A 23,688-nucleotide genomic window follows, 5' to 3' on the forward strand; every position below is an offset into this window, starting at 1 on the left:
CTCCGCATCGCCGCCACTCGTCCTTCGCAGGGCTGTCAGCCCCGCTCGTCCTTCGCGGCAGCAATGCTCGGCCGCAGTTGCACCCGGCCGCCCGCTCCGCGGTCCGGGAAGTGTCTTCGAAAAGAATGAAGACGCGAGAAGGGCAGGCAGAGGGCCGTGTCCAATCCCCTGGAAGGAGCATCCCATGCAACTCATGAAGGTCGATCCGCGTGCGCTGAAGGACAACCCCGACAACACGCGCCAATCGAAATCGACGCCGCAGGCCGACGCCCTGCTTTTGGCGACGATCAAGGCCGTCGGCGTGATCCAGCCGCCGGTCATTTTCCCGGAAGCCCGCGGCAACGGTTACGTCATCGAAGCCGGTCACCGGCGCACCCGCATGGCGATCGCCGCCGGTCTCGAGGAAATCGACGTGATCCTGGTCGAGGCGGCCAACGACAACGGCGCCATGCGCTCCATGGTCGAGAACATCGCGCGCGAGCCGTTGAACCCCGTCGACCAATGGAGGGGCATCGAGCGGCTTGTCGCGCTCGGCTGGACCGAGGAGGCGATCGCCATGGCGCTTGCCCTCCCCGTCCGCCAGATCCGCAAGCTCCGTCTGCTCGCCAACGTGCTGCCCTCCATGCTCGACCAGATGGCGAAGGGCGACATGCCCAACGAGCAGCAACTGAGGACGATTGCGGCCGCATCGTCCGAAGAGCAGAAAGAGGTCTGGAAAGCCCACAAGCCGAAGAAGGGCGACACGGCAGCCTGGTGGCAGATCGCCAACGGCCTCTCGAAAACCCGCATGTATGCCCGCGATGCAAGCTTCGGCGACGATCTTCGCCTGGCTTACGGTATCGAGTGGGCGGAGGACCTGTTCGGCCCGGCCGATCAAGACAATCGCTACACCACCAATGTTGAGGCTTTCCTCGGCGCCCAGCAGGAGTGGATGGCGAGTAACCTTCCGAAGAAGGGCGCAATCGTTGAGGTCAACAATTGGGGCCAGCCGGACCTGCCGAAGAAGGCCGAACGCATCTACGGCAAGCCGGCCAAGGGCGATTGCACCGCGATGTATCTCGATCGCGACGGCAAGGTGCAGAGCGTCCACTATCGGATGCCGGAGCCCAGGAAAACCGATGGGCGATCCGGTCCCGCCGGTGGCGCTACGAGGGAGACCGATGACGATACTGATGCCGTCGGGAAGACCAGGCCCGAGGTCACGCAGAAGGGCAAGGACATGATCGGGGATTTCCGTACCGATGCGCTGCATGAGGCGCTCGCCCGCGCGCCGATCGAGGACGACATGCTGATGGCGCTCCTGGTCATGGCCTTTGCCGGTACCAATGTTCGGGTCGATTCCGGCGCCAACGAGACCGTGTTCGGGTCGAAGCGTTTTCAGCGTCATGTCACGCGCCTTTATTCCGCGGACGGAAGGTTGTCGCTCGACATGGACAACGTGCGTGTCGCCGCCCGGTCCGTTCTCATCGATGTGCTCTCATGCCGGCGCGGCATGTCGAACAGCGGCGTGGTCTCGCGTATCGCCGGTGAGGCAGTCGGCGCGGACGGTTTCCTTCCGAACATGGGGACAGAGGATTTCCTCTTGTGCCTGTCGCGTCAGGCGCTGGAAGCCGCAGCCAAATCGGTCAATCTCGTCCCGCGGGCACGGGTCCGCGAAACCCGCGCGGCACTCGTCGATCATTTCGCGGCCGATGCTGCCTTCGTCCTTCCGGCGGCGCTGTTTGCGCCTGACCCGAAGGACATTGCAGATCTCATGAAGCACGCCGATGATCTCGTCGGCGACGACGGCGATGGTGCTGAGGGCGAGAGCATCGGTGTCGACGGGTTCGATCCAACGGCGACGGGACATGACGATCTCGTCACCGACCCGGTGAGTGATGCCGCCTCCGACGAGGAGGAAACCGCCTACGGGATCGCGGCGGAATAGCCGCCGCCCGGTCCTGCTCCCCTTGATCTTCCGCCGCCGGTCCTCCCGGCGGCGGTTTCGTTTCCACCACCCGCAAAAACTTGAAGGAGGATGCGATGTCCGCGTCTCTGATTTATGACCTCGCCCCGATCGGCTCCATCGTCGCCTGGTCGGATGGTACTCCAAGACCGCCCGAGCGCCACAAGAAGAAGCTGTCAGCTTGGCAAACGCGCAATAGCCTGGGTCGGCTGATCCGCAAGGAAGGCGAGCGCAACGTCGGCGCCACCAGTCTGACACCGTGTTTCACGCTGCATGAAGGCGATCTCGGCGCAAATGGCATCATCGCCGTCCGTATCCACCGGACCATTTCGCTCGACAGCGGCCTGACGTTCAAGGTCGTCGAGCGCCCCGCGCTTGGATCTGTTCGTGTCTTCGATCGCCCCGGCGCTAATGCAGAGCTCGTTCACCTGGCGAACAATCGGCAGGCGGCCGCGGAATGGCTCACCCGGCATGGATATCCGCATGCCGTTCTCGAGGAGGTGACGGCCGACGAAGTCGCCGCCGATCATGTCGAGGGAAGGACTGCGGCATGAGTATGCTTCCTTCGCAATGCTCCGAAGTCTCCGCCCCTGAAGCGTCAGGGGTGGAGTTTGGTAGAAGCGCCGACGGCATGGCTGTTGCGCGCGTGGGCGATCTCGTCTTCGCCATGGTTCCCGCCCGGGATGGTCAGTATTTCCTAGCCAGTGCCTGGCGCGTGTCCCAGCCGCTTGCCGAACTGAAGCGCGATGATTTCTATTCGCACCACGGCTCTGTCGAGGGTGAAGCCGATTTCCGCAACCGCATGATCGAACAGTCCGGACACGGCCGCGAACTCAGGCTCCTGTCCCGCCAGACCGTCCGGGTGACCTGCAGCACGCCATGGGGTCCGTCGCAGGGCGCCACCGTATACGCAGACGGAATTGTCTGCCATACGACGGCAGGTCATGGCGGCTTCAGGCTCTCCGACGCCCGCAATGCCAAGGTCCACTCGATGCTCAGAACGGATGGCGGCTGGTATGAAGAGGATGCCGCCTGGGCAATCGTTGCGCTGACCTTTCCGGACCTGTTCACGACCTATGAGCGCAAGTGCGCCGACAAGACGATCCGCGACAGCTGGCCGGATGCCTGGGAAACGATTTTCGGTCGGTCGCTCGCACCCGACGAATCGTACGAGAAGGACGCCCAGGCGTTCGCACGGGAACATGCCGGCGACTGGATCGTCATCGCGGCACTTCGTTCGGACCATCATCCAGGTATGACCGAGGTGATCGCCACCATCGGCGGCACGCGCGGCGAGCGGGTGGAAGAGCGCCGGTTTCTGGAGCGACGAGTATGCGGTCGGCCGCTTAGGATTCATCATCGATGAGACACGGCATGCCATCTATGAGGGTTCCTCCAGCTTCGCCGCATGGCGCGGGAGGGCGGCATGATGTCCAATCCCGAGCACCGCGCCGCGCAGTTTACCAGAATGGAATCGGCGCGACGGCAGACGCAGCACCAGCTCGATCTGATCGACCGGCAGATCCTGCGACGCATGACGACGATCATTCCCCAGCTTGGTCGCCGTCAGTCCGGATATCGTCGTGGCAAGGCGCCGGAGCCAGGCGCCTTCCTCGAACGCTACCGGGCCAACCTGGCAGCGATCACCGCCGAGCGTCAGCCGGAAATCGATGCGCTTTCGAGAAAACTCGCCCGACAGGATGCGGCACTCGCGTCGCTGCGGGCGCGAGCCGGTTCCGACGGCAAGGTCGTCGCAAACTCGGGTCGTGGAGGCTGGACGCCATGAGCACGATCGGAGACCTGGAGCGAAGAGCAGGCATCGGCACTTCACCGGCGGAGCGAACCGCTTTCTGGCTGCAGTTCCATCACCTCGAAGGCGAAGCCTGCCTCAATGCTGGTGTCGCTGAACTCAGGCGGCTGATCGCCCAGAGGGAAGCACGGCCGGATCCCAGACCAAAAACGCGCGCCGTTCGTCTCGCGCGCGAGGTCCTGCCGCCTTTGACGCGGGAACAGGAAGCCGCAGTTCAGGCCTATGCGGCCAGGCATGGAAGGCGCTGGAAATCGATCCTCAACAACGCCTGGATGGGCGGGCCGCCGCATGATGACGGCGGTCTGCTGCGCGGACTTCGTAACTCACACGGTCCGACCTGGCTACAATCCTACAGGTTGCCCAAGCCGGATAGACGATAGGTCGAGCGCTTGACGTCAGCGGGCGGGAAGGGTGGAGACAGGCGGCAGCGCCTGTCGTTTCGTTCGAGGACTCCATGATTCCTCCCCTGCCGGATCGCCCTTCGGTTTTGCTGCGGTCTGAACCGGCGGCCGTGCGCTTCAAGGCCGCTGTCGCGCCGCGGGGCGGCCGGACCCCGCCGTCCTTCACGGAGCAGGTTCGCGTGCTCATTCGAGGGCAGGCTGCCCTCGTCGCACGCAAACCGGCTCCGCTCGTCCAGGCAAGGCCGGACCCTGAAACGCCCGTCTTCCGCCGGTTCGGGATGACCGCACCGAAGGGCAAGCCGGCATGGGGCCGGAGCCCGTTCGGACGACCTCGAAAGGAAACGATCATGGCCACGCCCGCACCCTCCTCTCGCCAACCCGCCCGCGTCGTGCAGCTGCGCAAGGGCGCCACCATCGAAATGGTCCGGCTGACATGCCCCGACGCCAGCCAGGCCCTGAAGATCGCCGAGAGTTTCGGCACGGCGATCGTCGACAGCGACGGCATTCGCGACCTGCACGAACGGCTCGTCATCGACACCGCCGATGCGCTCGGTGATGGCCTGGGCGACAAGGCCATGCAGATCCACCTGCAGCGGATCGTCGGCGCCTTCGTCGGCTCTGCCCACGGCGCCGGGCAGTTCTATAGCCGCGCCGTCACCGAGGCGCGCGATGCCACCGCAAAGGCCGCCAACGATGCCCGCGACGAGGACCTCGACGGTCCCGTCGGCTATGACAGCGCCGCCCAGCGCAAGCGCGAATTCGCCGCCGACATGGGCATACAGGCCCATTCGCTCAGAATGGCGGCTGAGGGCGCAGTCGCCGCCTATGCCCAGGTGATCGGCGAGACCTGGAAGCCTTTCGACCGGCCGGTCGAGCAGCCGGGTCATTCGCTGGGCCGCAAGGCCGCCGAAGTGCAGATCTCGGCCTTCGACTAGGCCTTACCGGCGGGGCTCCGGCCCCGCCTTCGACAAACGCGAGAACGGCCGGTTCCCTGACGGAGCCGGCCTGTTTTCGTGTCGCTGACGCGGCCAACAGGGAAACGGAAAACAGGCAGGTGGCACGCCCGTCGCGGCCCGTTTCGCTTGTCGAGTCTGCAGGAGCCACCGGCAGATGCAACGGCTCCGCCGTCCTCCACTTAAGTTTCGGCCGTTCCGGTGCATCCGCCAGCTGATCGGCTCCTGCCTTCTGCCCTCCTCAACGGGCCGCGATAGGCGCGGCCTCAAATTGGAGGCTGAAGATGAGCAATATGGAGAAACAACGGGTCGATCTTTATACCCGCATCACGGACAGAATCGTTGAGGATCTGGCGAAGGGCGTGCGGCCGTGGATTAAGCCATGGAAAGCCGGGAACATGGCCGGCCGTATTACCCGGCCGCTGCGTCATAACGGGCAGCCCTATTCGGGCGTCAACGTGCTGCTTCTCTGGTCGGAGGGAAACGCCCGGGGATATACGTCATCCACGTGGATGACGTTCAAGCAGGCACTCGAACTGGGTGCCGCCGTCCGCAAGGGCGAGACCGGGGCGACGGTCGTCTTCGCCAGCCGGTTCACCAAGTCCGAAACCGACGGAAATGGCGGCGAGGTCGATCGGGAGATCCCTTTCCTGAAGGCCTACAGTGTCTTCAACGTCGAACAGATCGACGGACTTCCCGACCAGTATCGCCATGAGCCGGCTCTGGTTCTCGATCCGGTCGAGCGCATCGACCACGCCGACCGGTTCTTTCGCAACACGGGTGCCGCGATTCGCCACGGTGGCAACCAGGCCTTCTACTCGCCGGCCGCCGACATCATCCAGATGCCGCCGTTTGAGAGCTTCAAGGATGCGGCAAGCTATTATGCGATCTTGAGTCACGAGGTCACGCATTGGACGGCGCCGGCGCGTCGCCTCGGCCGCGACCTCAGCCGCTATGCAAAGGACAAATCCGAGCGGGCGCGAGAGGAACTGATCGCCGAACTCGGCAGCTGCTTTCTGTGCGCCGATCTCGGCATTGCTCCAGAGCTCGAACCCCGCCCCGATCACGCCTCGTACCTTGGCTCCTGGCTCAAGGTCCTGGCCGACGACAGGCGGGCGATCTTCCAGGCGGCCGCACATGCGCAGCGGGCTGCCAGTTTCCTGCACTCCCTGCAGCCCGAAGCCGCTGGCGAGCGGCTCGCTGCCTGAGGACCGTCAGCGTCGGTCGTTGGTCTCGCCAGCGGCCGGCACCTGTTCAGGCTTCAACGCGGTGAGCGTATCAGGATCAGCCGTGAGGTCCAGTTTGCCCCAGATCGAGGATTTCCGGTCAATCGGCTTGAGCCTCCGGGACGGCCTGATTTCGACGATAAACGGCTTTGGCTGCTGACGCATAGATCCTCCAGGCGACGATTCGCGAGCACGACGATAGCCCGAAGAACGGCCAATGCAACGCCCTCGTTTGGCTGTTCCCGGACGTCTGATTTTGACATGTGGACAGGGCGGCGGATCCACCGTCGCAGGGTCCGGCAGGCAGTCGGGGCGGAGCTGCCATCGCCATATTCCTTTGGCCCTGAGCCAGGCACGTCCTTCGCGGGCTCGATGAGGCATGTCTGATCGAAAACCGGCTTCGCCTCGATCGTCCTCCCGCAACGGCCTTGCAAAACTTTCTTCCCCTGAGCGCGGTGCGCCCATTCCTCGCGGAACAACAAAGTTTCTCCTTGCCGCCCTCCATTTCATTCCGGCCCTCCGGGTGCGGTCCGATCGTCCCCGATCCTTGCGACAGCCATCGAGACCGCGATGGGCGCGGCCCGAAACAGCAAAAGGAACACGACAATGGCAACCATCGGCACCTTCACCACTTCCGAAACCGGCTTCAACGGCTCAATCCGCACACTCGCACTCAACGTCAAGGCGCGCATCGCCCGCATCGAAAACCCCTCCGACAAGGGCCCGCACTTCCGCATCTACGCCGGCAATGTCGAGCTGGGTGCGGCCTGGCAGAAGCGCTCCGAGCAGGACCGCGACTACCTCTCGGTCAAGCTCGACGACCCGAGCTTCCCCGCTCCGATCTACGCGACGCTCACCGAGGTCGAGGGCGAGGACGGCTACCAGCTGATCTGGTCCCGCCCCAACCGCGACTGAGATCAGGATAGGCCCCGCCGCCAAGGCGGGGCCAACCGGCGACAAAGACAAGCCGTCGGCAGGCATCGAGCCTGCCGACGGCTTTTTCGGTGCCATACGGAACCGGAATATGTCTGCTCAGTGGATGCTATCGTGCCGGGAAGAAATGCCGGCCTCGAGGACGAGCGGTTCCCCCAATTTTGCCTCCGCTTCGTTTCACTCCACTCCAACAAAATCGGCACCCCCACTCGCCGGCTCCACCGGTCGCTTCCGCGCTCCTTGACCCCGTCATATCGTCCCGCCCCGCCGTCTCGTCTTTCACGAACTCAAGGAGATGAGATGATGACCATCGAACAGCACATCGAGGAACTGCGCGCCGAGTTGAGGAACGCCTGCGACGCCGCCGAGCGGCGCCAGGTCGAAGCGGAGCTTCAGCTCGCCCAGGCCGATCTGGCCGTGGCGCTTGCCGAACAAGACGGCATCATCGAGGCCGAGCCGCCTTTCTGAGGCGGCTCTCATTCTGCCGGAATATGAGCCGGTCCGCCGGATCGACCGGCTTTCCGGCTGTCAGGAATTTCATCCCTCGACACTCCCGCCGGCTCGCGCCGGATACGGTCACGCCCCCTCCGGGGCCGCGGGTCTCTTCTCTCTCTGACGTCCCAGTTTACTCCAGCAAATCCGGCGTCAAGGACGGCGCGGTCTCCCCCAATTTTTCCGCCGCTGCGTTGCACTTCGCTTCCCGAAAAAATCGGTTCCCCCGCTTGCAAGCCGCGTTCCGCGGTCCTTGACCCCTCTTTGCAACAGAGTGGCCGGTCTCCGTCATCAAGATGAAGGAGATCACACAATGACATCTGACCAGAACCTTGCGCTCTACACCAAGCTTTCCGGTTTCCGGCTCGTCGTCCTGGCAAACCGCTTCGGCTGCGATACCGACGTCTCGCGAAAGCTCCATGATCGACTGCTCGAAGGGCTTGAGGCGGCTGCCGGTCGTATCCGGACCATCATGGCATTGGAGCGGAGCGTTCTTGCCGGCGACGACGACTATGCCGCGTACCGGCTCGAAGGTGAGACCGAGATCTTCGGACGCTTCACCATCATCCTGCTGGAGGAGCTCGACATCGATTTCGACACGCACGAATACCGCATCAACGGTGGCGATTGGTCCATCGCTTTGACGGCGGACTACACCGGCGTCGACATCGACTATCCGGAGCTGATCGCGCTCACCGACGACGAACTTGGCTCACTTGCGCCGGTCATCAAGGATCTCACACGGGAAACCGGTATCGCGGTAAATGCCTCCCGTGTCAGCTACATCAGGTGCACAGCATCATAATCAATCCTGCGTCGGGCTCGATCATCCGGAGGGCGGCGAGAGCGGCCCTTCGTTGAGATGCCGACGAGACCATCGCGATGATGGCGAGAACGACCAGTTGAGCCTCTTCCTTTCGACCTGCCGTCATCTCTCATCGGGGATGTTGCAGCCCGTTCGTCGGGACGCAACCTGGCGGCAACAGAATTTTCCCCGCCGCGCCGCGGCTCCTCGCGCAGCAAAATTCAGCCGCCGCCAGGTCCTCCACGTCCGTTTCGGCCTTGTCAGGTGCATCCCTCCTTTCCGGTCCGCGCTCTCACCCCGCGATGACCGCATTTCGAAAGGAGAAACGCCATGCAACAACTCGCCCAATTCCTCGCCGCCACCGGCCGCCGGCTCCGGACTCTCGGCAAGGTGATCAGCCACTTCTTCCGCAAGGGCAAGCTCGGCCTGAAGCTTGCGATCAAGATCCCGTTCTTCGTCGAGATCGAGGTGTCCTTCGAGACCGATTGGAACCGGCGCCGATGAGGAGCGTTCAAGGCCCGTTTCGGCGGGCCTTTCTCAACTCAGCACAGAGGCGCGCGGGCGGTAACCGCGTTTACGCTTCTGACGCAGCAGATCGAGAAACAGTTCGACAGCTTCCTCTTCCCGTCCGAAATGATGGACCATCATCTGCCCCTTGCTTCCAATGCGGCCCCATTTGCGCAGGAGACATACGTCTCCGAACAGGTTGGGTTCGATCGACATGGCATAGTAGCGGGCCATGTTCTTCAAGGCGTCCGAGCGCTCGACATAGAGGTGATAGGGCTGCGCGATCATGAGGTCAGAATCCCTGATCTCGGGAATCCCGTCCAACGACACTTATGAATCGGTCGGTATTGATTGATTCAGATCTGTTATGAAACGCGAGTGGTGGGCTTGGGCGAGACGCCTTCGGCGCACGGCTCTACTCGCTTACGCTCCCGAACCCGCCGGGCGGTTTCGGCCATCCGGCAACGATCCTCTCGCGGGTCCTCAGCCGCACCATCCGTGTCTTGCACCGTCCCAGCGCCTGGCAAGGCCCTCGTTGACGAGAGTGGCTCCGAGCGAGTGTCCTGATCGTATTACGGTCCGGAGCTTGCGGCCATACTTGTCTTCGTCGCGCCAGCTGGCCGCCAGTGAGAAGTTGCCTCCATTGAGCAGCGCAAGCAGGCGGGCTTTCGCGGCCTCGCCTTTGATCCGCTCCGCCTCACAGCGCGGAGGGCTGAGTTCCGGCGTGTCGATATCCGCGATGCGGATTTTCTGCCCCTGGAACCAGAACGTATCGCCGTCGACGACGCAATTCACATGACGGCCGCCGCCGCAGATTGAAAACGCGGCCGACGACGAGTCCGTTACCGGTGTCTTGGCCACAGCCGGCAGTCCGGGGAGGTTGCCGGCGCCGCCGAAGGCAAGCCAGCCTGCCGCAGCAACGACGATGGCTGAGATGACTGCCATCAGTAATTTGCGCGGACCGCTCTGTCCCGTTCGAGGTTTTCCCTGCGGGCTACGGCGATCGACCTTGCCACCGGATTTCCGCGGCCTCCTGAACGGAACCACATTCGAATTCGCCACTTGCCCGCTCCTCTCCTGCTTTCCTCAACCTATCTCGGACCCGGTTTCATCTGCGTTTACGGAGACTCTCGGCCTCGACCTTCAGTAGGGTCGGTAATATGGTGTGCGCTAGCGGGGCGCAGGCGGTCCCGCCTCCCCTGCGGGCCACTATGTTGAGGCTCCTGCGGCTGCGCTATTTCCCGCTCTCGCACGACGAGAATTCCCGAAATCCCGCCCTTCGTGCGGTCGCTATGCTGATTTCTCCGATACTCTTCATCATCCTCGATCGCCCTTGCTCGTTGCACTGCGCGCCGGCTCGATCGGCTGGGTTTCAGCTGTGTCGTCGTGCCTGTGAAACCTGTTGGTTCCGACGCAAGCTTTCATGTCGTCGCGCCGGAACCAGATCGCGCGACCGCATCGAAGCGGAGCGTTGCCAGCGGTGAACACGATCTGCTCGTCAGCTCGCATGCGAAGAACTTCATGAGGCTGGATCAGCGGCCGCGCCGCCAGCTGTTTCGATCGCGTGCGCGAGGATCCCTTCGCCTGGAAACTGCGGCTGACCTGGTCGATCTCGACCGTCGTCATGCCGCAGCGGCGCGAGATGTAATCCGCTGTTTCCGGATCGTTGATCGCCGCAAACGAAATCCAGCTCGCGCTCTCGAACCATTTGCTGGCGGCATCACGACCGCCATAGGTTTCGCGCATCTGCCCGATGGACTGGTAGATCATGATGAGCGTGATGCCGTACTTTCGGCCGGCGTCTCGAGCGGTTTCCAAGATCCGCATGTAACCGAGCCGCGCCACCTCATCGAGGAGGAACAGCGCCCTACCCTTCATCGAGCCATCGCGATTGTAGATCCCGTTGAGGAACGAGCCGATGATGACGCGCGCCAGGCCCGCATGCGTCTCCAGCGTCTTGAGGTCGATGTTGATGAAAATGTCGGTCTTTCCGTCGGCAAGATCGCCCGTCGAGAATGTCTTTCCGGAGACCAACGCGGCATAGTTCGAATACGACAGCCAGTGGGTTTCTTTGATCGCATTGGCGTAGACGCCGGAGAAGGTTTCGGGCGTCATGTTCACGAAGGCTGCGACATTCTCCTTCACGAAATCCGACTCCGAATTGTCGTAGATCTCCTGCAGGCGTTGGCGCAGTTGCGGCTCCGGCTCGGAGAGATTGGCGCGAACCTGGCGCAGCGTCTGGCTTTCCTTCTCCGTATGGCCGGACAGGCAAACGTCGGCGATCATCGCCGTCAACAATTGCAATGCCGAGGCTCGGAAGAAATCGTCGCGCACACCGCGCATGCCGCCGCTATCGCTCATGATCCATGAGGCGACGGAGGCGATATCCTCTTCCTTCGTCCCGCCGAACTTGCCGATCCAATCCAGGGCATTGAAGCCTGTTTCCGGCCTCTTGGGATCAAGGACGAACACGTCGAGATCGGCGCTCGTTCGGTGGGCCGCGACCATCGGCGCCACCTCGTTCGATGGATCGAGAACGATCAGCGAGCCGCCCCATTTAAGCGCCGTCGGTATCGTCACCGACGTCGTCTTGAAGCCACCGGAACCGGCGAAAACGATGCCATGCGACGAACCGAACGAGCCGTCGAAGCAGAGCAGCGGCGACTTGCCGCCGGCGCCCCATGTCTCCGGGTCGTCGGCGCGAAACGCGCGCGCTGTGGTGCTGTCCTTGTCGACACGATATCGCTCGCCGATCACGACGCCGCCGGCATCAGCGAACAGCTTTTCCGCTTCCGGCAAGGTCATCCAGGCGGCCTCGCCATGTAGCGCCCGCTTGCCGCGGATGCGCTTCGGCTCCGCACTGGCGAATGCCGCATTGCCGGCAAACGCGACCCGCAGAGCAAAGCATGAGGCCATCGCCGCCGCCGTCGCTCCGATCAGCGTCGCGGGATCGACATAGGAGAAAATGGACTTACCGGCCGGAACCTTATCGGTGAGCGCAGACAACCTCATCGTTTCGCGAATTGCGGCGATTAGGATCGTCGCCGCACCGCCGGCGACGACGCCCCATCCAGCCGTCTTGATCCTGATCGCGCCGGCGCTGGTCAAGACGATGCCGACGAGCCCTGCACTGACATACGGCAGCGCGATCCCTGCTCGGCCCAGTGTCTGCCGTGCGGCTTCCGTCTTTCCGAAACCGGACAGCCAGTGCTCGATTCCGGTCAAACCAACGGCGACCACGATCATCAGTGCGGCTGGGGCAATGAAGAGCAGGATCCTATTCATCGATTTTCCCGAAGGCCTCCGCGCCGATCGCCATCAGCCGTGAACGTTCTATCTCGTCGGCTTTGAGCCGCTGGCGCAAATCGATCAGCGCTCCCAGCAGAAGGGCCCGTTTCTCGTAGCGAAGACCGGCCTTGACGATCAGGCCGCCAAGCTCGATTTTCTCCCGCGTGTCCTTCTTGCGGGCATCGGACATGGTCGTGCGTGCCATCCGCTCAAGCCTCAGCAGTCCCGCCCGCAGTCGCGCCAGCCGCGTTCTGCGCGGACGATGCGCTGCTTTCGCCGGCGTTACCTCCTTTCTTCCCTCCGGTCGTAGCGGCCTTTCCTCCGCGAAACCGCTTCGCCAGGTCCTCGAAGGCCGCCTGCAGTTCGGACTCGTCGATCTCGATCTCGCCAAGGCCGCCCTTGAGGGCGATCCGACCGATGCGCTCGGCTTCACGGGTCTCGGCGGCCTTGAGCTGCTCTTGGAGTTTGGCGATTTCGTCGCGGATTTTCGAGGATGGCTTCTTCATTCCGTTTGTCTCCCTTGGGTGAGAAAGCGTCTCTTTCGAACCCAACTTCAGGGAGCGGAGTGCGGAACGCACTACTGTGAATCCTACAATCGCCAAAGCGCGAGCTTTGGTGAATGATCCCGGCCGTTCCGAAGGAGCGGATCCGAAGGGCGCAATTATACGTCGCTGAAGCGACGCCCTAGCTTGAGGCCCCCGGCAGGCCTGCCGCTTCCGACGAACCCATTGATTTCGTTCGCAACCGGGAAAGAGTTCCGCCGTGGCCGTCCCCCATTTCTCCGTCAGCGTCGTCGCCCGTGGCTCTGGCCGCAGCGCCGTGCTGTCGGCCGCCTACCGGCACTGCGCGAAGATGGAATTCGAGCGCGAAGCCCGCACGATCGATTACACCCGCAAGCAGGGATTGCTGCACGAGGAGTTCGTCATTCCCGCCGACGCGCCGGAATGGCTGCGCTCGATGATTGCCGATCGTTCGGTGTCCGGCGCTTCCGAGGCTTTCTGGAACAGGGTCGAAGATTTCGAGAAGCGCTCCGACGCGCAGCTCGCCAAGGATGTGACGATCGCCCTGCCGATCGAGCTGACCGCCGAGCAGAACATCGCGCTGGTGCGGGATTTCGTTGCGCAGCACATCACGGCAAAAGGCATGGTAGCGGACTGGGTCTACCATGACGCGCCCGGCAATCCGCATGTTCATCTGATGTCGACCTTGCGACCGCTGACTGCGGACGGTTTTGGCGCCAAGAAGGTCCCGGTAACAGGACCGGACGGCAGTCCGATCCGCAACGACGCCGGCAAGATCGTCTATGAGCTCTGGGCTGGGAGCATCGACGATTTCAACGCGTTTCGCGATGGTTGGTTTGCCTGCCAGAACCGGCATCTGGCGCTCGCCGGTCTCGACATTCGCGTCGATGGTCGCTCCTTCGAGAAGCAAGGGATCGATCTCGAGCCGACCATCCATCTCGGCGTCGGCACGAAGGCGATCGAGCGGAAATTCGATGGTGCCTCCAAGCCGTTGGAGCTCGAACGCCTGGAATTGCAGGACGCCAGGCGGAGAGAAAACGTCAGGCGCATCGACAGGAATCCCGAACTCGTCCTCGACCTGATCATGCGTGAGAAGAGCGTCTTTGACGAACGGGACGTGGCGAAGATCCTGCACCGCTACGTCGACGACGCGGTGCTGTTCCAAAACCTGATGGTTCGGATCCTGCTCTGCCCCGAAACCTTCCGCATCGAGCGCGAACGGGTCGACCTTGCCAGCGGTACCCGCGAGCCGGCCAAGTACACGACCCGCGAAATGATCCGGCTGGAAGCGGAGATGGCCAATCGCGCCATCTGGCTGTCTCAGCGTTCGTCGCATGACGTTCGTGACACAGTGCTTGCCGCGACATTTGCGCGTCATGAGCGTCTGTCGGACGAGCAGAAGACAGCCATCGAACATGTAGCGGGACCTGAGCGGATCGCTGCCGTGATCGGCCGTGCCGGCGCCGGCAAGACGACGATGATGAAGGCGGCGCGAGAGGCATGGGAAGCGGCCGGCTATCGGGTCGTCGGCGCAGCACTTGCCGGCAAGGCGGCCGAGGGCCTGGAGAAGGAAGCGGGCATCGTCTCTCGGACGCTTGCGTCGTGGGAACTCCGTTGGCACCAAGGCCGTGATCAGCTCGATAGCAAGACGGTGTTCGTTCTTGACGAGGCCGGCATGGTGTCATCACGGCAGATGGCGCTGTTCATCGAAGCCGTGGTGAAGGCCGGCTGCAAGCTCGTTCTCGTCGGCGATACCGAACAGCTTCAACCGATCGAGGCAGGTGCCGCCTTCCGCGCCATTGCCGATCGCATCGGCTATGCCGAACTCGAAACGATCTATCGCCAGCGCCAGCAATGGATGCGCGATGCTTCGCTTGATCTCGCGCGTGGCAAGGTCGGCAGCGCAGTCGATGCTTACCGCGCCAACGGCAAGATAATAGGATCGAACCTGAAAGCCGACGCGGTCGACAACCTCATCGCTGCCTGGGACCGCGATTACGATCCGGCGAAGACGTCTCTTATCCTGGCTCATCTGCGCCGCGACGTGCGCATGCTCAACCAGATGGCGCGCATCAAACTCATCGAACGCGGGGTTCTCGACCAGGGAACTATGTTCAAGACCGCCGACGGCGAACGCAACTTCGCCGTCGGCGACCAGATCGTGTTCCTGAAGAACGAGGGATCGCTGGGCATCAAGAACGGCATGCTGGCCAGGATCGTCGACGTGGCGCCAGGACGCATCACCGCGCGGATCGGCGATGGGGAGAATGCCCGCCACGTGCTGGTCGAACAGCGCTTCTACAACAACCTCGACCATGGCTATGCCGCGACCATCCACAAGAGCCAAGGTGCCACCGTCGATCAGGTCAAGGTGCTGGCCTCCCTTTCACTGGACCGCCATCTCACCTATGTCGCCATGACCCGTCATCGTGAGGACCTGGCCGTCTATTACGGTCGCAGATCCTTCGCGAAGAACGGCGGGTTGATCCCGATCCTGTCGCGAAGGAATGCGAAGGAAACGACTCTCGATTACGAGAAGAGCGCCTTCTATCGCGAGGCGCTTCGGTTTGCCGAAGCCCACGGTCTGCATCTCGTTAACGTCGCCCGAACCCTGGTTCGAGACCGGCTGGAATGGGTCGCCAGCCAAAAGCAAAAACTTGCCAATCTCGGCGCCCGCCTTGCCGCCGTCGCCGGCAAGCTCGGATTCGTTCGCGGCGCCGCGCAGTCCCCAACCCAAAACAGCACCAAGGAGGCAAAGCCGATGGTCTCGGGCATCACAACCTTCACCAAATCGATCGACCAGGTGATGGAGGACAAGGTCGCCGCCGATCCAGGATTAAAGAAGCAATGGGAGGAGGTCTCGACCCGCTTCCACCTCGTTTACGCCCAGCCGGAAAGCGCGTTCAAGGCAGTCAATGTCGATGCAATGCTGAAGGACGAGACCATTGCGAAATCCACGCTGGCGACGATCGGATCGAACCCTGAACACTTCGGTGCGCTGAAGGGCAAAACCGGGATGTTCGCCAGCCGCGCCGACAGGCAGGAGCGTGAGAAGGCTGAGACCAATGCGCCGGCGCTGGCCCGTAATCTTGAGCGCTATCTGCGCCAGCGGGCGGAGGCGGAACGCAAGTTCGAGGTCGAAGAACGGGCCGTCCGTCTGAAGGTCTCGATCGATATTCCTGCACTGTCGCCAAACGCAAAACTGACATTGGAGCGCGTTCGCGACGCGATCGAGCGGAACGATCTGCCTGCCGGCCTCGAATATGCGCTCGCCGACAAAATGGTGAAGGCGGAACTGGAGGGTTTCGCCAAGGTTGTATCGGAGCGGTTCGGCGAGCGGACCTTCCTGTCGCTTGCCGCGAAGGACCCGAATGGACAGACCTTCAACACCGTGACCTCGGGAATGACGCCCGGACAGAAAGCCGAGGTTCAAGCGGGGTGGAATTCGATGCGAACGGTGCAGCAGCTCGCCGCGCATGAGCGCACGACCGAGGCGCTGAAGCAAGCGGAGACCCTGCGTCAGACGAAGAGCCAGGGGCTCTCGCTCAAATGAAGATAACCGTGTTTGCGTTTGGGATGCGACGCGCTCAGAGGACGAATGCAATCGTGCTCTTGGCCTTGGCGACGTCCATCGTTGGCACCGGTGTTGGTGCGGCAATCGTCGGCGGCTTTCGCATCAACCTGACACCGAGCGAACCCCTCGGCCTCTGGCGTATCGTGGCGCTCGATCGCCCGGTGTCTCGTGGCGACCTCATCTTCATTTGCCCTCCGCAAACGGCGGCGATGGTGGAGGCGAGAGAGCGTGGCTATCTCCGCTCCGGCACCTGCCCGGGCGGCGTCGCGCCGCTCATCAAGACGGTCGTCGCCGTTGCCGGGCAGAATGTCGAAATCGGCGCCGGCGTCACGATCGATGGGCGACCAGTTCCTTCGTCCGCTCCGGCAGAGCGGGACGGCAATGGCCGGCCGATGAAGCCATATCCCGGCGGCGTCGTACCTGACGACAGCGTCTTTCTCCATTCGCCGTTCAGGAGCTCGTATGACTCGCGCTATTTCGGCCCGCTGCCCGCCTCCGGTATCCTCGGCCTGGCGCAACCGGTGTTCACCTATGCGCCGTGAGTACCTCCAGCCAACCGCATTGATTGTAGGGTCTGTCATCGTCGGATGGGTGGGATGGAGCGGTCACGCCCTGCTTCTTCCACTCGCCCTGGCATTTCCTGTCCTCTGGGCGCTTGCGCGAACGAGACTGACTGCCGCGGTCGTCTCGGCCGGTTATTTTCTGGCGGCCTCTCGGGGATTGCCGCAGGGCGTTGCGAACTTCTACTCCTCGGACCTCCGGCCGGGATTGTTGCTTTGGTTCTGTGCGTCCGCCGGCTTCGTCATCGTGCATACCAGCTTCTGGACCACGAGGACGGGTGCTCGATCGGGCCACTATCTCCTGGCAGCGGCTCTGATGGCCATTCCGCCGTTCGGCATTACCGGCTGGGCTCATCCGATCACGGCCGCGGGCGTGCTATTTCCAGGATGGGGATGGTGGGGACTGGCTGCGGCGACAGCCGGCCTCATGGGCCTCGTAACCCGCATGTGGCCGGCTGTCGCAATCGCCCTACTAGGCTTTTGGGCGTGGTCCGCCGCATTCTGGACCGAGCCGACGCTACCCGAAGCTTGGCAGGGCGTCGATCTCGAATTGGGCGCATCGCTAGGCCGGGACACCAGCATGCAGCGTTACCGTGATCTGATTGCCACGGTGACGGATCGGGCATCCGGTGACATCCGCCATGTCGTACTCCCCGAAAGCGCGCTTGGCTTCTGGACGCCGACCGTCGAACGGCTCTGGGTGCGAGCTCTGCGGGGAACTAACGTCACCGTCATCGCAGGGGCCGCTGTCGTCGATGCAGGCGGATACGACAATGTTCTGATCGCGATCTCCGGTGACGAGAGTCGCCTCCTTTATCGCGAGCGCATGCCGGTGCCAGGCTCGATGTGGCAACCTTGGCGTCCCTTGCTTGGGGCAAGCGGCGGCGCGCGCGCCCATTTCTTCACCAGTCCCTTCGTGACCGTTGCCGACAGTCGGGCCGCACCTCTGATCTGCTACGAGCAGCTGATCGTCTGGCCCGTCCTCCACTCCATGTTCCACGATCCGGACGTCGTCATTGCCGTCGGCAACGGCTGGTGGACCAAGGGGACATCCATCGTGGCTATCCAGCGCGCGAGCACGCAGGCCTGGGCGCGCCTGTTCGACAAACCCGTCATCTTTTCCTTCAACACATGAGTTCCAAGGAGCCCGCAATGCTCGATGCTGCCCTTATTCAACAATGCGCCGACCATTCGCTGAAGCCCGCGATCGTCGAGCAGTTCGTGACCGCTGCGGGCTCGAATGACCCACTTGCCGTCACTGTCAAATCGGGTGGCCGCTTGATCCTCGTCCCCAAGGCGCCATCGCCGGACGAGGCGATGGCGATCGTCCGGCAGTATGTCGGCCAGGCCGTGGTTCGTGTCGGCCTGACGCAGTTTCCGGCAGGCGTCGGCGTGAAGGACGCGGCCCATATGAACCCCGATGTTGTCGATCCTTGCGAAAACCTCCGCAAGGGTACGGCGATGTTCGCCAAGGTTCTGCGGATTGTTGCCAAGTGGTACGGCAATCCGAAGAGCGACGTCTTCCCCCAGATTTTCGAGGACGCGGTCTACGCCTGGAAGACAGGAGAGTTCGAGGGCGTGAGCGTGTTTCAGGCGCCTGATCCGGGCGGTCACGTGACGGCCGCCAGCGCGCCAGCCGTCAATGAGGATGTCGCCAACGGTGAGGATCATGAGGATTCGCAGCCTGAGCGGTCTGAGGAAAGCCGCAACGCTGGCTCGGCGGAGATGCGGATCGACCTGTCGAGGATCGGAGGAAAATGATCTCGTGGGAAGGCGACTATGCCTCCGGAAGCGAATAGCGCGTGAGAACCGCGTCCTCTCCATCGAGGGTCACTTCGATGACTTCGTTGACAATATCCCGTGCCTCGGCCAAATCCTGCAGTATGAGCGCAAACAAATGGCGTTGCAGCGCAGGCAGCACCTGTGGGACGATAACGACCAGGCCCGCATGTAGATCTTCTCTTGCGTAGAGCTTCCTGAAGTCGCGGGCATTGTTCGTCACGAAGGTGAAATCTTGCTCGATGATCCGAGGCATCAGATCCCAGTCGGTTTCGCCGCTCAGTCCCAGCCAGTTCACATGGAAGCATTCGTGGTCGTGCGCTTGCGCCACGGCCACGAGAGACGTGTGAAGGCATTCATCGATAAGAAACTTCACGAGGTCGAGCCAGAGGGTTTGGAGACGTTCTCGTTCCGAAGGCTCAGGCGCTTCACGGATTTCACCTTCAGGCCCTGCTCCGAAAGCTTCCGCGGACGTCCTCTGGCGGGATGGGCCGCAACCCAGATCTCGGCAAGTTCCACCATGCGCTCGGTGAGCGAAGGATAGCCCTCGACGATTTCCGCTGTACTTGCGCCTTGCGTCTTCATCGCGGCAATCGTTCGCACGGGAACACGGGTTCGCTTGAAAACCGGCTCGCCGCCAACGACCCCTTTTACGCTTTCAATTATTCGTTCGGCTTCTCGAAGCGCCTCGGCCCGCGCGGCGAGTTGTTCTCGTGCCCGCGCAACGTCGATAATGAGATAGTCGTCTGCCCTAACGGTTTCGGCGTCGGGGTTCTGGTCGATCGTATCGAATAAGCGCTTGCGGCGCTCGGCAGACAAGATCGATCCGACGCCGTACCAGAGCTTCAACCGAAGCAGATCCTCATCGGTGAGTGCTCGACCCCTGCTACCAACTAGATGCATCTCGATGATGCGCTTGTCGATCGCATTGTGAACCGATTTCACAGCGATCTCGCTGACAGCCGCAGCCTCGGCGGGTGTGTAGGCGTGCGATGTGCTGGCCATAATCATTCTCCTTGTGGAGAATATATAATGCTGGTGACGTCTTTCGTAAAGATCGGCCAAACTATTTTCGATCTTGCCGCTCTTAGAGGCTAGCAAGGTGGTTTCACTTCTTCTCCGGCGACCGTTTCAGCAAATCAGACGCTTCTACGTCCAGGATCGCTCCCAAGCGATCCACCACGTCGATGCTCGCATTGTAAACGCTACGCTCCAGGGAGCTGATGTAGGTGCGGTCGATACCTGCTCGAAAAGCAAGCTCTTCTTGCGACAGGCCTTTGGCCCGGCGCGCGGCTTTCAGATTTCGTGCAAATACCTCTCGAATCTCCATGCTCGAGAGAGCATCGGCTTGTAGAGTATTTCACCACGGAGTATTCTCTACAAAAAGCGATTCCGTTACACGAATCAAGAGGATGCCGCGGATTATGGAACCTTCTCTTCGAGCGGAAGGGTGAACCCGCATGTTTCAACTCAATGCCATCCTGCGGTAATCTGGTGTCTAATTGCGGCGTATGCGACGCGAACGAAGCCGCGTGCTTGCGGCCGTAAAATGAAAGGGGAGACAAGGATGAAGGACGCCAGCTCATCCGGGGCAGACGAAGGAATAGGAAGAGATTCTCGCTACAGTTCGATGCAAAAATCGGAATTAGAGGTGCTGGCTGTTTCCGCGATCCGCGAGCACCGCCGGCTGCTCGCAGCCGACCAGGCCGTGTATGACGAGTGGGCGCTCGCCAGCGATGATCCGTCGATCACCGGTTCGGTGCTTCAAACCCTTCAAGACGAATACATCGCGCGCCAAAGGAAGTCTGAGACGCAGCAGGAAGAGCTCTCTGAAATCCTGGAGGCACTCGGGTACGTTCCCGACGTGCCACTGGAGGGTGACGAATAAACGTCAGACGAGGCCGCGATCCTTGGCAATGGCAACGAGTTGCGGCACAGACTGGGCGTCAAATTTTTCACGAGCCTTGTCGAGATAGTGCTGCACGGTTCTAGCATTGATGCCGGTGAGCACCGCTGTCTCGGGTGCGGTCTTTCCCTTCGTCGCCCACATAAGGCACATCACTTCACGCGGTGACAGCGTTCGCTTTGGGGCGAGGCGCATCTTCGCAGCGATGAATCTCAATTGGTAGTGAATGGCCATCAAAGCCTGCAGAGCTGGAAGTGTTTGCTGCAATTCATCGAAATCTGTTCGTGCCTCCGAGGTTGCAAACGTCAGCATCATGTGTGAACCGAAACTGCCGTCCAGCCCGATCGTGACGCCGCGACGGATCCCGTGATCGAACGCCTGATCTCGGAACTTTCGAAGTTGGGACATGCCTCGAGCCGGCCAATCATCTGCGGCCCAGACAAAGGCCTCGCGTCGGCGCCTGGCTTCAGTAACGACTGGATCGATGCGTGAATAATGATTGGCTAAATATGTTTCTTGCCATTCTTTTGGATAGTTGTTGAAGGTGCGAATTTCGGTGCCTGACGCGTCGACATAAGCATATCGCTCAAGCCCGAATGCATTGCCGTAGTTACGCAACGCTGTTTTGATCGCTACCTCATCTTGCGACGCCTCTATCGTATCGATCAAATTCCTCAACGCGTCGTTCAATCCCACTCTCCCTCTGTTCGTCGGGCTGTCCGAACATGCAGCGGGAATGCGCGGAGATAAATCCCCCGGACTGATACCCCTAGGTTGGGGTACCCAGATGAGGAGTGATAAGGTTCAGGTGTACTGCATGGGCTATGGCGGCTGACAATGTGGGGCAACCCAGCTTATAGCGTGCCGATTTCAGATATCCCCGCGTGGTATGTTCAGACAGTCCCAGGATTGTCCCGATATCCTTGCTGTCTTTTCCGCGCGATGCCCAATGGAGGCATTCTATTTCCCTTGTTCCAAGCGTCGGAACGGGATCGTTTTCACCATGAAGTTCGAAAACTGCTTTGCGGTGCAGAAGAAACCCTAGCTCCTGCCACTCCGATAGGAACCGCTGTTCGATCGAAGTCCATTCTTCATCACTCTTTTGGGAATTGATCGAAAGGAGTGATCGGCGTGATTTGTCGACGATCGGGATCGATAAGCCGTTGCTCCCAATTCCGTGCAGTTCGGCATCTACCATAAACTCGTGCGCGGTTTCAGGAATATCAATCTCACGCCAATCAAAAGGCAGCTGACGAGAAAAGCCCTCTCGAATGATTGGGTCGATGTTGACATAGTCGTTGAGCAAGTAGCGCGAGACCCAGCTGTCGGGATAAGTGGTTCTAACAAACGGCGCGTCGACGCTGTCGACAATTGTTCTCGCAAAATGAAACGTGATGAAATCCACCGGATAATGCTGCTGGAATTCGTCCAACGCGGCCGCCACCGTCGTTGCATTTTTGATCGCGCTAAACGCTCCTAAGTAGCTAGGCGAGTGCTGATTTTCGTGCATGCTTTCTTTCCGTAGAACGATAATTTTTGCTGAAGGTCTATCATAAAATCGTAAAGCTTGCTCAAAATACAACCCCCGGGAGCGATTTTTGACTTTATCTAAGGCCTCATCCATCGCCGGATGTATTCTTCAATCGACTTGGAGCCATCCAACCAGTGAAAAAATTGCTTGCTCGAAAACGCTACTGCCGGTAGCTCGAAGGAAAAATAATGTCCTGATCAACGAGTACGTTGAATTTATATCCCGGCCGAATCCGGACCGTCGGCTGAACATTCAGGTTCTTCGAGATCGTCTGTTCCGCGACGCGACCGAAGCTTTCCGCGAAATTCCGCCTCGCTGCATCTGAGGCCGTGTCCTGCGTCGCAAGGGTCGAACTTTCGGGCATCGACATATCGATCCCCGTCCCAATGATGGCCACCAGGGCGGCGGAACCGAAGGTCCTCCAGAGGTGGCGGTCGACCTTGTCCTGGAAGGCGCCATATCCTTCGGCGTCCGTGCCGGCCATGCCGCCGATCTGAAGGGTTGACCCGTTCGGAAAAATGAGGTCCGTCCAGACGACGAGAACGCGTTCCTGGCCGAAGGACACCTTGGAATCGTAGCGGCCGAAGAGCTTTGCGCCTTGCGGGATGAGAAGACGATAGCCGGTTGCGCTGTCGTAGACATTCTGGCTGACCTGAGCGGTAATGCGCCCTGGCAGGTCGGAATTGAGACCGGTGATCAATGTCGCCGGGATGACCGAACCGCGCTTCAATTCATAAGGCGACATTTGGGGCACCACATGGTCCGGCAGGTAACCGAGATCCTTGATGTCCTGATTGAAGAAATCCTCTTTCGACGTCTGCCCGTTCTGATCGACGTTTTGTCCCATCAGTCCGGATTTCATGGCGGCGGCATAAAGGTCTGAAGTGCTGTTGGCTGCGAGATTTGTCGGCTGACGATCGGCGTTATTGTTGGAGTTTGCTGCCTTCTCGACATCGGAAATGTCTACCTTTAGCGGTGAATCGAGCGCCGTGGAACGAGCCTGGAGACGCGCCATCCGCTGCCGCTGCGCCTCGCGCATATATTGCTCATCCTGCTCCCGTTTCAGGCGAGCCTTCCACTCCTCTTCGGATTCGAGCCTTTGTCGACGATCTTGTCGCTCTTCCGGTCGGCGCTCGACGACCGGCTCGTGCTTTTCTTCTTTCTCCATGACGACGGGTGTCGGCTGAAACACCTCCTGCTTTTCTGGGTCACCGATAATGCCGTCCGTGACACCCCGCTTAAGCTGGTCGCCGAAACTGGTCGCAGGGGTGTTGGAAGCACCCTCGATGTCGCCAAGATTGAAGGAAAGCCCGCGCAGCGACAGACCAATCACAACGACGCCGACGAACAGCACGATGACAATGATTGCGACGATGATAGGCAGGCGGTTGAGCCGGCGCATGCCCTGCTGATCGTCGGCTTGGCTGGAGGTGCCAAGCTGGAGCGACTGGACCATG

General features: G+C 61.4%; 27 protein-coding genes and 1 pseudogene. 16 read left to right on the forward strand and 12 right to left on the reverse strand.

What is annotated here, in order from left to right:
- Window positions 1-184 precede the first annotated feature (184 nt).
- The 7 genes and pseudogenes from QMO82_RS02930 (at window position 185) to QMO82_RS02960 (ending at window position 6,317) form a co-directional block, all read left to right on the forward strand.
- Entirely contained in the window at window positions 185-1,927 is a 1,743-nt protein-coding gene (locus QMO82_RS02930) for a ParB/RepB/Spo0J family partition protein (protein ID WP_183907019.1), read from the forward strand.
- A 95-nt stretch (window positions 1,928-2,022) separates the two neighbouring features.
- The gene (locus QMO82_RS02935; RefSeq protein WP_183907018.1) at window positions 2,023-2,499 is read left to right on the forward strand and encodes a hypothetical protein; all 477 of its coding nucleotides are present in this window, start codon (window positions 2,023-2,025) and stop codon (window positions 2,497-2,499) included.
- Window positions 2,496-3,375 (forward strand): annotated as a pseudogene (locus QMO82_RS02940) (hypothetical protein). Before QMO82_RS02935 ends, QMO82_RS02940 begins: the two are co-directional and overlap by 4 nt.
- On the forward strand, window positions 3,372-3,731 hold the full coding sequence (locus tag QMO82_RS02945; protein WP_183907017.1) for a hypothetical protein: 360 nt from the start codon (window positions 3,372-3,374) through the stop codon (window positions 3,729-3,731). Before QMO82_RS02940 ends, QMO82_RS02945 begins: the two are co-directional and overlap by 4 nt.
- Window positions 3,728-4,135, forward strand: coding sequence for a hypothetical protein (locus QMO82_RS02950; RefSeq protein WP_183907016.1), 408 nt, complete (start codon window positions 3,728-3,730; stop codon window positions 4,133-4,135). Before QMO82_RS02945 ends, QMO82_RS02950 begins: the two co-directional genes overlap by 4 nt.
- A gap of 368 nt (window positions 4,136-4,503) precedes the next feature.
- Window positions 4,504-5,091, forward strand: a complete 588-nt coding sequence (locus QMO82_RS02955) for a hypothetical protein (protein ID WP_183907015.1) — start codon at window positions 4,504-4,506, stop codon at window positions 5,089-5,091.
- A gap of 302 nt (window positions 5,092-5,393) precedes the next feature.
- Window positions 5,394-6,317 carry an ArdC family protein gene (locus QMO82_RS02960; RefSeq protein ID WP_183907014.1) on the forward strand — a complete coding sequence of 308 codons (924 nt, stop codon included), beginning with the start codon at window positions 5,394-5,396 and terminating at the stop codon, window positions 6,315-6,317.
- A 6-nt stretch (window positions 6,318-6,323) separates the two neighbouring features.
- Here the strand turns inward: QMO82_RS02960 and QMO82_RS02965 are convergent, their stop codons facing one another.
- Window positions 6,324-6,500 carry a hypothetical protein gene (locus tag QMO82_RS02965; RefSeq protein WP_183907013.1) on the reverse strand — a complete coding sequence of 59 codons (177 nt, stop codon included), beginning with the start codon at window positions 6,498-6,500 and terminating at the stop codon, window positions 6,324-6,326.
- 441 nt (window positions 6,501-6,941) lie between these two features.
- On the opposite strand from QMO82_RS02965, the gene QMO82_RS02970 reads away from it, so the two are divergent.
- The 4 genes from QMO82_RS02970 to QMO82_RS02985 all read left to right on the forward strand — a co-directional run bounded on the left by QMO82_RS02970 (window position 6,942) and on the right by QMO82_RS02985 (window position 9,069).
- Window positions 6,942-7,250, forward strand: a complete 309-nt coding sequence (locus QMO82_RS02970; protein ID WP_015341939.1) for a DUF736 domain-containing protein — start codon at window positions 6,942-6,944, stop codon at window positions 7,248-7,250.
- 318 nt (window positions 7,251-7,568) lie between these two features.
- Window positions 7,569-7,736 carry a hypothetical protein gene (locus tag QMO82_RS02975; RefSeq protein ID WP_183907032.1) on the forward strand — a complete coding sequence of 56 codons (168 nt, stop codon included), beginning with the start codon at window positions 7,569-7,571 and terminating at the stop codon, window positions 7,734-7,736.
- A 337-nt stretch (window positions 7,737-8,073) separates the two neighbouring features.
- Window positions 8,074-8,565 (forward strand): hypothetical protein, encoded by a 492-nt coding sequence (locus QMO82_RS02980; protein WP_183907012.1) that lies wholly within the window; start codon window positions 8,074-8,076, stop codon window positions 8,563-8,565.
- A 330-nt stretch (window positions 8,566-8,895) separates the two neighbouring features.
- A complete protein-coding gene (locus QMO82_RS02985; RefSeq protein WP_183845370.1) occupies window positions 8,896-9,069 on the forward strand; it encodes a hypothetical protein in 174 nt (57 codons plus the stop codon).
- Between the two features lie 33 nt (window positions 9,070-9,102).
- Here the strand turns inward: QMO82_RS02985 and QMO82_RS02990 are convergent, their stop codons facing one another.
- The 5 genes from QMO82_RS02990 to traC form a co-directional block, all read right to left on the reverse strand.
- Window positions 9,103-9,360, reverse strand: coding sequence for a WGR domain-containing protein (locus tag QMO82_RS02990; RefSeq protein WP_183907011.1), 258 nt, complete (start codon window positions 9,358-9,360; stop codon window positions 9,103-9,105).
- Window positions 9,361-9,555: 195 nt separating this feature from the next.
- Complete coding sequence (locus tag QMO82_RS02995; RefSeq protein WP_210306219.1) at window positions 9,556-10,017, reverse strand: thermonuclease family protein; 462 nt, start codon at window positions 10,015-10,017, stop codon at window positions 9,556-9,558.
- Window positions 10,018-10,389: 372 nt separating this feature from the next.
- Complete coding sequence (gene traG / locus QMO82_RS03000; protein WP_183907010.1) at window positions 10,390-12,357, reverse strand: Ti-type conjugative transfer system protein TraG; 1,968 nt, start codon at window positions 12,355-12,357, stop codon at window positions 10,390-10,392.
- A complete protein-coding gene (gene traD / locus QMO82_RS03005; RefSeq protein ID WP_183907009.1) occupies window positions 12,350-12,565 on the reverse strand; it encodes a type IV conjugative transfer system coupling protein TraD in 216 nt (71 codons plus the stop codon). The genes traG and traD overlap by 8 nt, the downstream gene beginning before the upstream one ends.
- A gap of 4 nt (window positions 12,566-12,569) precedes the next feature.
- Window positions 12,570-12,866: a conjugal transfer protein TraC gene (traC, locus tag QMO82_RS03010; RefSeq protein ID WP_183907008.1), complete on the reverse strand. Its 297-nt coding sequence runs from the start codon at window positions 12,864-12,866 to the stop codon at window positions 12,570-12,572.
- Between the two features lie 256 nt (window positions 12,867-13,122).
- On the opposite strand from traC, the gene traA reads away from it, so the two are divergent.
- The 4 genes from traA to QMO82_RS03030 are packed head-to-tail and all read left to right on the forward strand — an operon-like array spanning window position 13,123 to window position 18,776.
- Complete coding sequence (gene traA, locus QMO82_RS03015) at window positions 13,123-16,434, forward strand: Ti-type conjugative transfer relaxase TraA (RefSeq protein ID WP_183907007.1); 3,312 nt, start codon at window positions 13,123-13,125, stop codon at window positions 16,432-16,434.
- Window positions 16,431-16,997, forward strand: coding sequence for a conjugative transfer signal peptidase TraF (gene traF, locus QMO82_RS03020; RefSeq protein WP_183907006.1), 567 nt, complete (start codon window positions 16,431-16,433; stop codon window positions 16,995-16,997). The genes traA and traF overlap by 4 nt, the downstream gene beginning before the upstream one ends.
- Window positions 16,987-18,150 (forward strand): conjugal transfer protein TraB, encoded by a 1,164-nt coding sequence (locus tag QMO82_RS03025; RefSeq protein WP_183907005.1) that lies wholly within the window; start codon window positions 16,987-16,989, stop codon window positions 18,148-18,150. Before traF ends, QMO82_RS03025 begins: the two co-directional genes overlap by 11 nt.
- A 17-nt stretch (window positions 18,151-18,167) precedes the next feature.
- Window positions 18,168-18,776, forward strand: a complete 609-nt coding sequence (locus QMO82_RS03030; RefSeq protein ID WP_183907004.1) for a TraH family protein — start codon at window positions 18,168-18,170, stop codon at window positions 18,774-18,776.
- 16 nt (window positions 18,777-18,792) lie between these two features.
- On the opposite strand, the gene QMO82_RS03035 is transcribed toward QMO82_RS03030, so the two are convergent.
- The 3 genes from QMO82_RS03035 to QMO82_RS03045 form a co-directional block, all read right to left on the reverse strand.
- Complete coding sequence (locus QMO82_RS03035) at window positions 18,793-19,170, reverse strand: DUF5615 family PIN-like protein (RefSeq protein ID WP_183907003.1); 378 nt, start codon at window positions 19,168-19,170, stop codon at window positions 18,793-18,795.
- Window positions 19,167-19,799 carry a DUF433 domain-containing protein gene (locus tag QMO82_RS03040; RefSeq protein ID WP_183907002.1) on the reverse strand — a complete coding sequence of 211 codons (633 nt, stop codon included), beginning with the start codon at window positions 19,797-19,799 and terminating at the stop codon, window positions 19,167-19,169. Before QMO82_RS03040 ends, QMO82_RS03035 begins: the two co-directional genes overlap by 4 nt.
- A gap of 103 nt (window positions 19,800-19,902) precedes the next feature.
- On the reverse strand, window positions 19,903-20,124 hold the full coding sequence (locus QMO82_RS03045; RefSeq protein WP_183907001.1) for a helix-turn-helix domain-containing protein: 222 nt from the start codon (window positions 20,122-20,124) through the stop codon (window positions 19,903-19,905).
- Between the two features lie 237 nt (window positions 20,125-20,361).
- On the opposite strand from QMO82_RS03045, the gene QMO82_RS03050 reads away from it, so the two are divergent.
- The gene (locus QMO82_RS03050; protein ID WP_183907000.1) at window positions 20,362-20,682 is read left to right on the forward strand and encodes a transcriptional repressor TraM; all 321 of its coding nucleotides are present in this window, start codon (window positions 20,362-20,364) and stop codon (window positions 20,680-20,682) included.
- A gap of 3 nt (window positions 20,683-20,685) precedes the next feature.
- Here the strand turns inward: QMO82_RS03050 and QMO82_RS03055 are convergent, their stop codons facing one another.
- From QMO82_RS03055 to trbI, 3 genes are all read right to left on the reverse strand, one after another.
- Window positions 20,686-21,390: an autoinducer binding domain-containing protein gene (locus QMO82_RS03055; protein ID WP_183906999.1), complete on the reverse strand. Its 705-nt coding sequence runs from the start codon at window positions 21,388-21,390 to the stop codon at window positions 20,686-20,688.
- A 79-nt stretch (window positions 21,391-21,469) separates the two neighbouring features.
- Window positions 21,470-22,210, reverse strand: a complete 741-nt coding sequence (locus QMO82_RS03060) for a LuxR family transcriptional regulator (protein ID WP_183907030.1) — start codon at window positions 22,208-22,210, stop codon at window positions 21,470-21,472.
- A gap of 181 nt (window positions 22,211-22,391) precedes the next feature.
- Window positions 22,392-23,687, reverse strand: coding sequence for an IncP-type conjugal transfer protein TrbI (gene trbI / locus QMO82_RS03065; RefSeq protein WP_183906998.1), 1,296 nt, complete (start codon window positions 23,685-23,687; stop codon window positions 22,392-22,394).
- Between the last annotated feature and the right edge of the window lies 1 nt (window position 23,688).

The sequence above is a fragment of the Rhizobium sp. BT04 genome, assembly GCF_030053135.1.
Lineage (GTDB): Bacteria > Pseudomonadota > Alphaproteobacteria > Rhizobiales > Rhizobiaceae > Rhizobium > Rhizobium binxianense.

Excerpts from the sequence above, each read along its gene's own strand:
- QMO82_RS02930 (WP_183907019.1), top strand. The coding sequence starts at position 185 with ATGCAACTCATGAAGGTCGATCCGCGTGCGCTGAAGGACAACCCCGAC.
- QMO82_RS02935 (WP_183907018.1), top strand. The coding sequence starts at position 2,023 with ATGTCCGCGTCTCTGATTTATGACCTCGCCCCGATCGGCTCCATCGTC.
- QMO82_RS02945 (WP_183907017.1), top strand. The coding sequence starts at position 3,372 with ATGATGTCCAATCCCGAGCACCGCGCCGCGCAGTTTACCAGAATGGAA.
- QMO82_RS02950 (WP_183907016.1), top strand. The coding sequence starts at position 3,728 with ATGAGCACGATCGGAGACCTGGAGCGAAGAGCAGGCATCGGCACTTCA.
- QMO82_RS02955 (WP_183907015.1), top strand. The coding sequence starts at position 4,504 with ATGGCCACGCCCGCACCCTCCTCTCGCCAACCCGCCCGCGTCGTGCAG.
- QMO82_RS02960 (WP_183907014.1), top strand. The coding sequence starts at position 5,394 with ATGAGCAATATGGAGAAACAACGGGTCGATCTTTATACCCGCATCACG.
- QMO82_RS02965 (WP_183907013.1), bottom strand. The coding sequence starts at position 6,500 with ATGCGTCAGCAGCCAAAGCCGTTTATCGTCGAAATCAGGCCGTCCCGG.
- QMO82_RS02970 (WP_015341939.1), top strand. The coding sequence starts at position 6,942 with ATGGCAACCATCGGCACCTTCACCACTTCCGAAACCGGCTTCAACGGC.
- QMO82_RS02975 (WP_183907032.1), top strand. The coding sequence starts at position 7,569 with ATGATGACCATCGAACAGCACATCGAGGAACTGCGCGCCGAGTTGAGG.
- QMO82_RS02980 (WP_183907012.1), top strand. The coding sequence starts at position 8,074 with ATGACATCTGACCAGAACCTTGCGCTCTACACCAAGCTTTCCGGTTTC.
- QMO82_RS02985 (WP_183845370.1), top strand. The coding sequence starts at position 8,896 with ATGCAACAACTCGCCCAATTCCTCGCCGCCACCGGCCGCCGGCTCCGG.
- QMO82_RS02990 (WP_183907011.1), bottom strand. The coding sequence starts at position 9,360 with ATGATCGCGCAGCCCTATCACCTCTATGTCGAGCGCTCGGACGCCTTG.
- QMO82_RS02995 (WP_210306219.1), bottom strand. The coding sequence starts at position 10,017 with ATGGCAGTCATCTCAGCCATCGTCGTTGCTGCGGCAGGCTGGCTTGCC.
- traG (WP_183907010.1), bottom strand. The coding sequence starts at position 12,357 with ATGAATAGGATCCTGCTCTTCATTGCCCCAGCCGCACTGATGATCGTG.
- traD (WP_183907009.1), bottom strand. The coding sequence starts at position 12,565 with ATGGCACGCACGACCATGTCCGATGCCCGCAAGAAGGACACGCGGGAG.
- traC (WP_183907008.1), bottom strand. The coding sequence starts at position 12,866 with ATGAAGAAGCCATCCTCGAAAATCCGCGACGAAATCGCCAAACTCCAA.
- traF (WP_183907006.1), top strand. The coding sequence starts at position 16,431 with ATGAAGATAACCGTGTTTGCGTTTGGGATGCGACGCGCTCAGAGGACG.
- QMO82_RS03025 (WP_183907005.1), top strand. The coding sequence starts at position 16,987 with ATGCGCCGTGAGTACCTCCAGCCAACCGCATTGATTGTAGGGTCTGTC.
- QMO82_RS03030 (WP_183907004.1), top strand. The coding sequence starts at position 18,168 with ATGCTCGATGCTGCCCTTATTCAACAATGCGCCGACCATTCGCTGAAG.
- QMO82_RS03040 (WP_183907002.1), bottom strand. The coding sequence starts at position 19,799 with ATGGCCAGCACATCGCACGCCTACACACCCGCCGAGGCTGCGGCTGTC.
- QMO82_RS03045 (WP_183907001.1), bottom strand. The coding sequence starts at position 20,124 with ATGGAGATTCGAGAGGTATTTGCACGAAATCTGAAAGCCGCGCGCCGG.
- QMO82_RS03050 (WP_183907000.1), top strand. The coding sequence starts at position 20,362 with ATGAAGGACGCCAGCTCATCCGGGGCAGACGAAGGAATAGGAAGAGAT.
- QMO82_RS03060 (WP_183907030.1), bottom strand. The coding sequence starts at position 22,210 with ATGCACGAAAATCAGCACTCGCCTAGCTACTTAGGAGCGTTTAGCGCG.
- trbI (WP_183906998.1), bottom strand. The coding sequence starts at position 23,687 with ATGGTCCAGTCGCTCCAGCTTGGCACCTCCAGCCAAGCCGACGATCAG.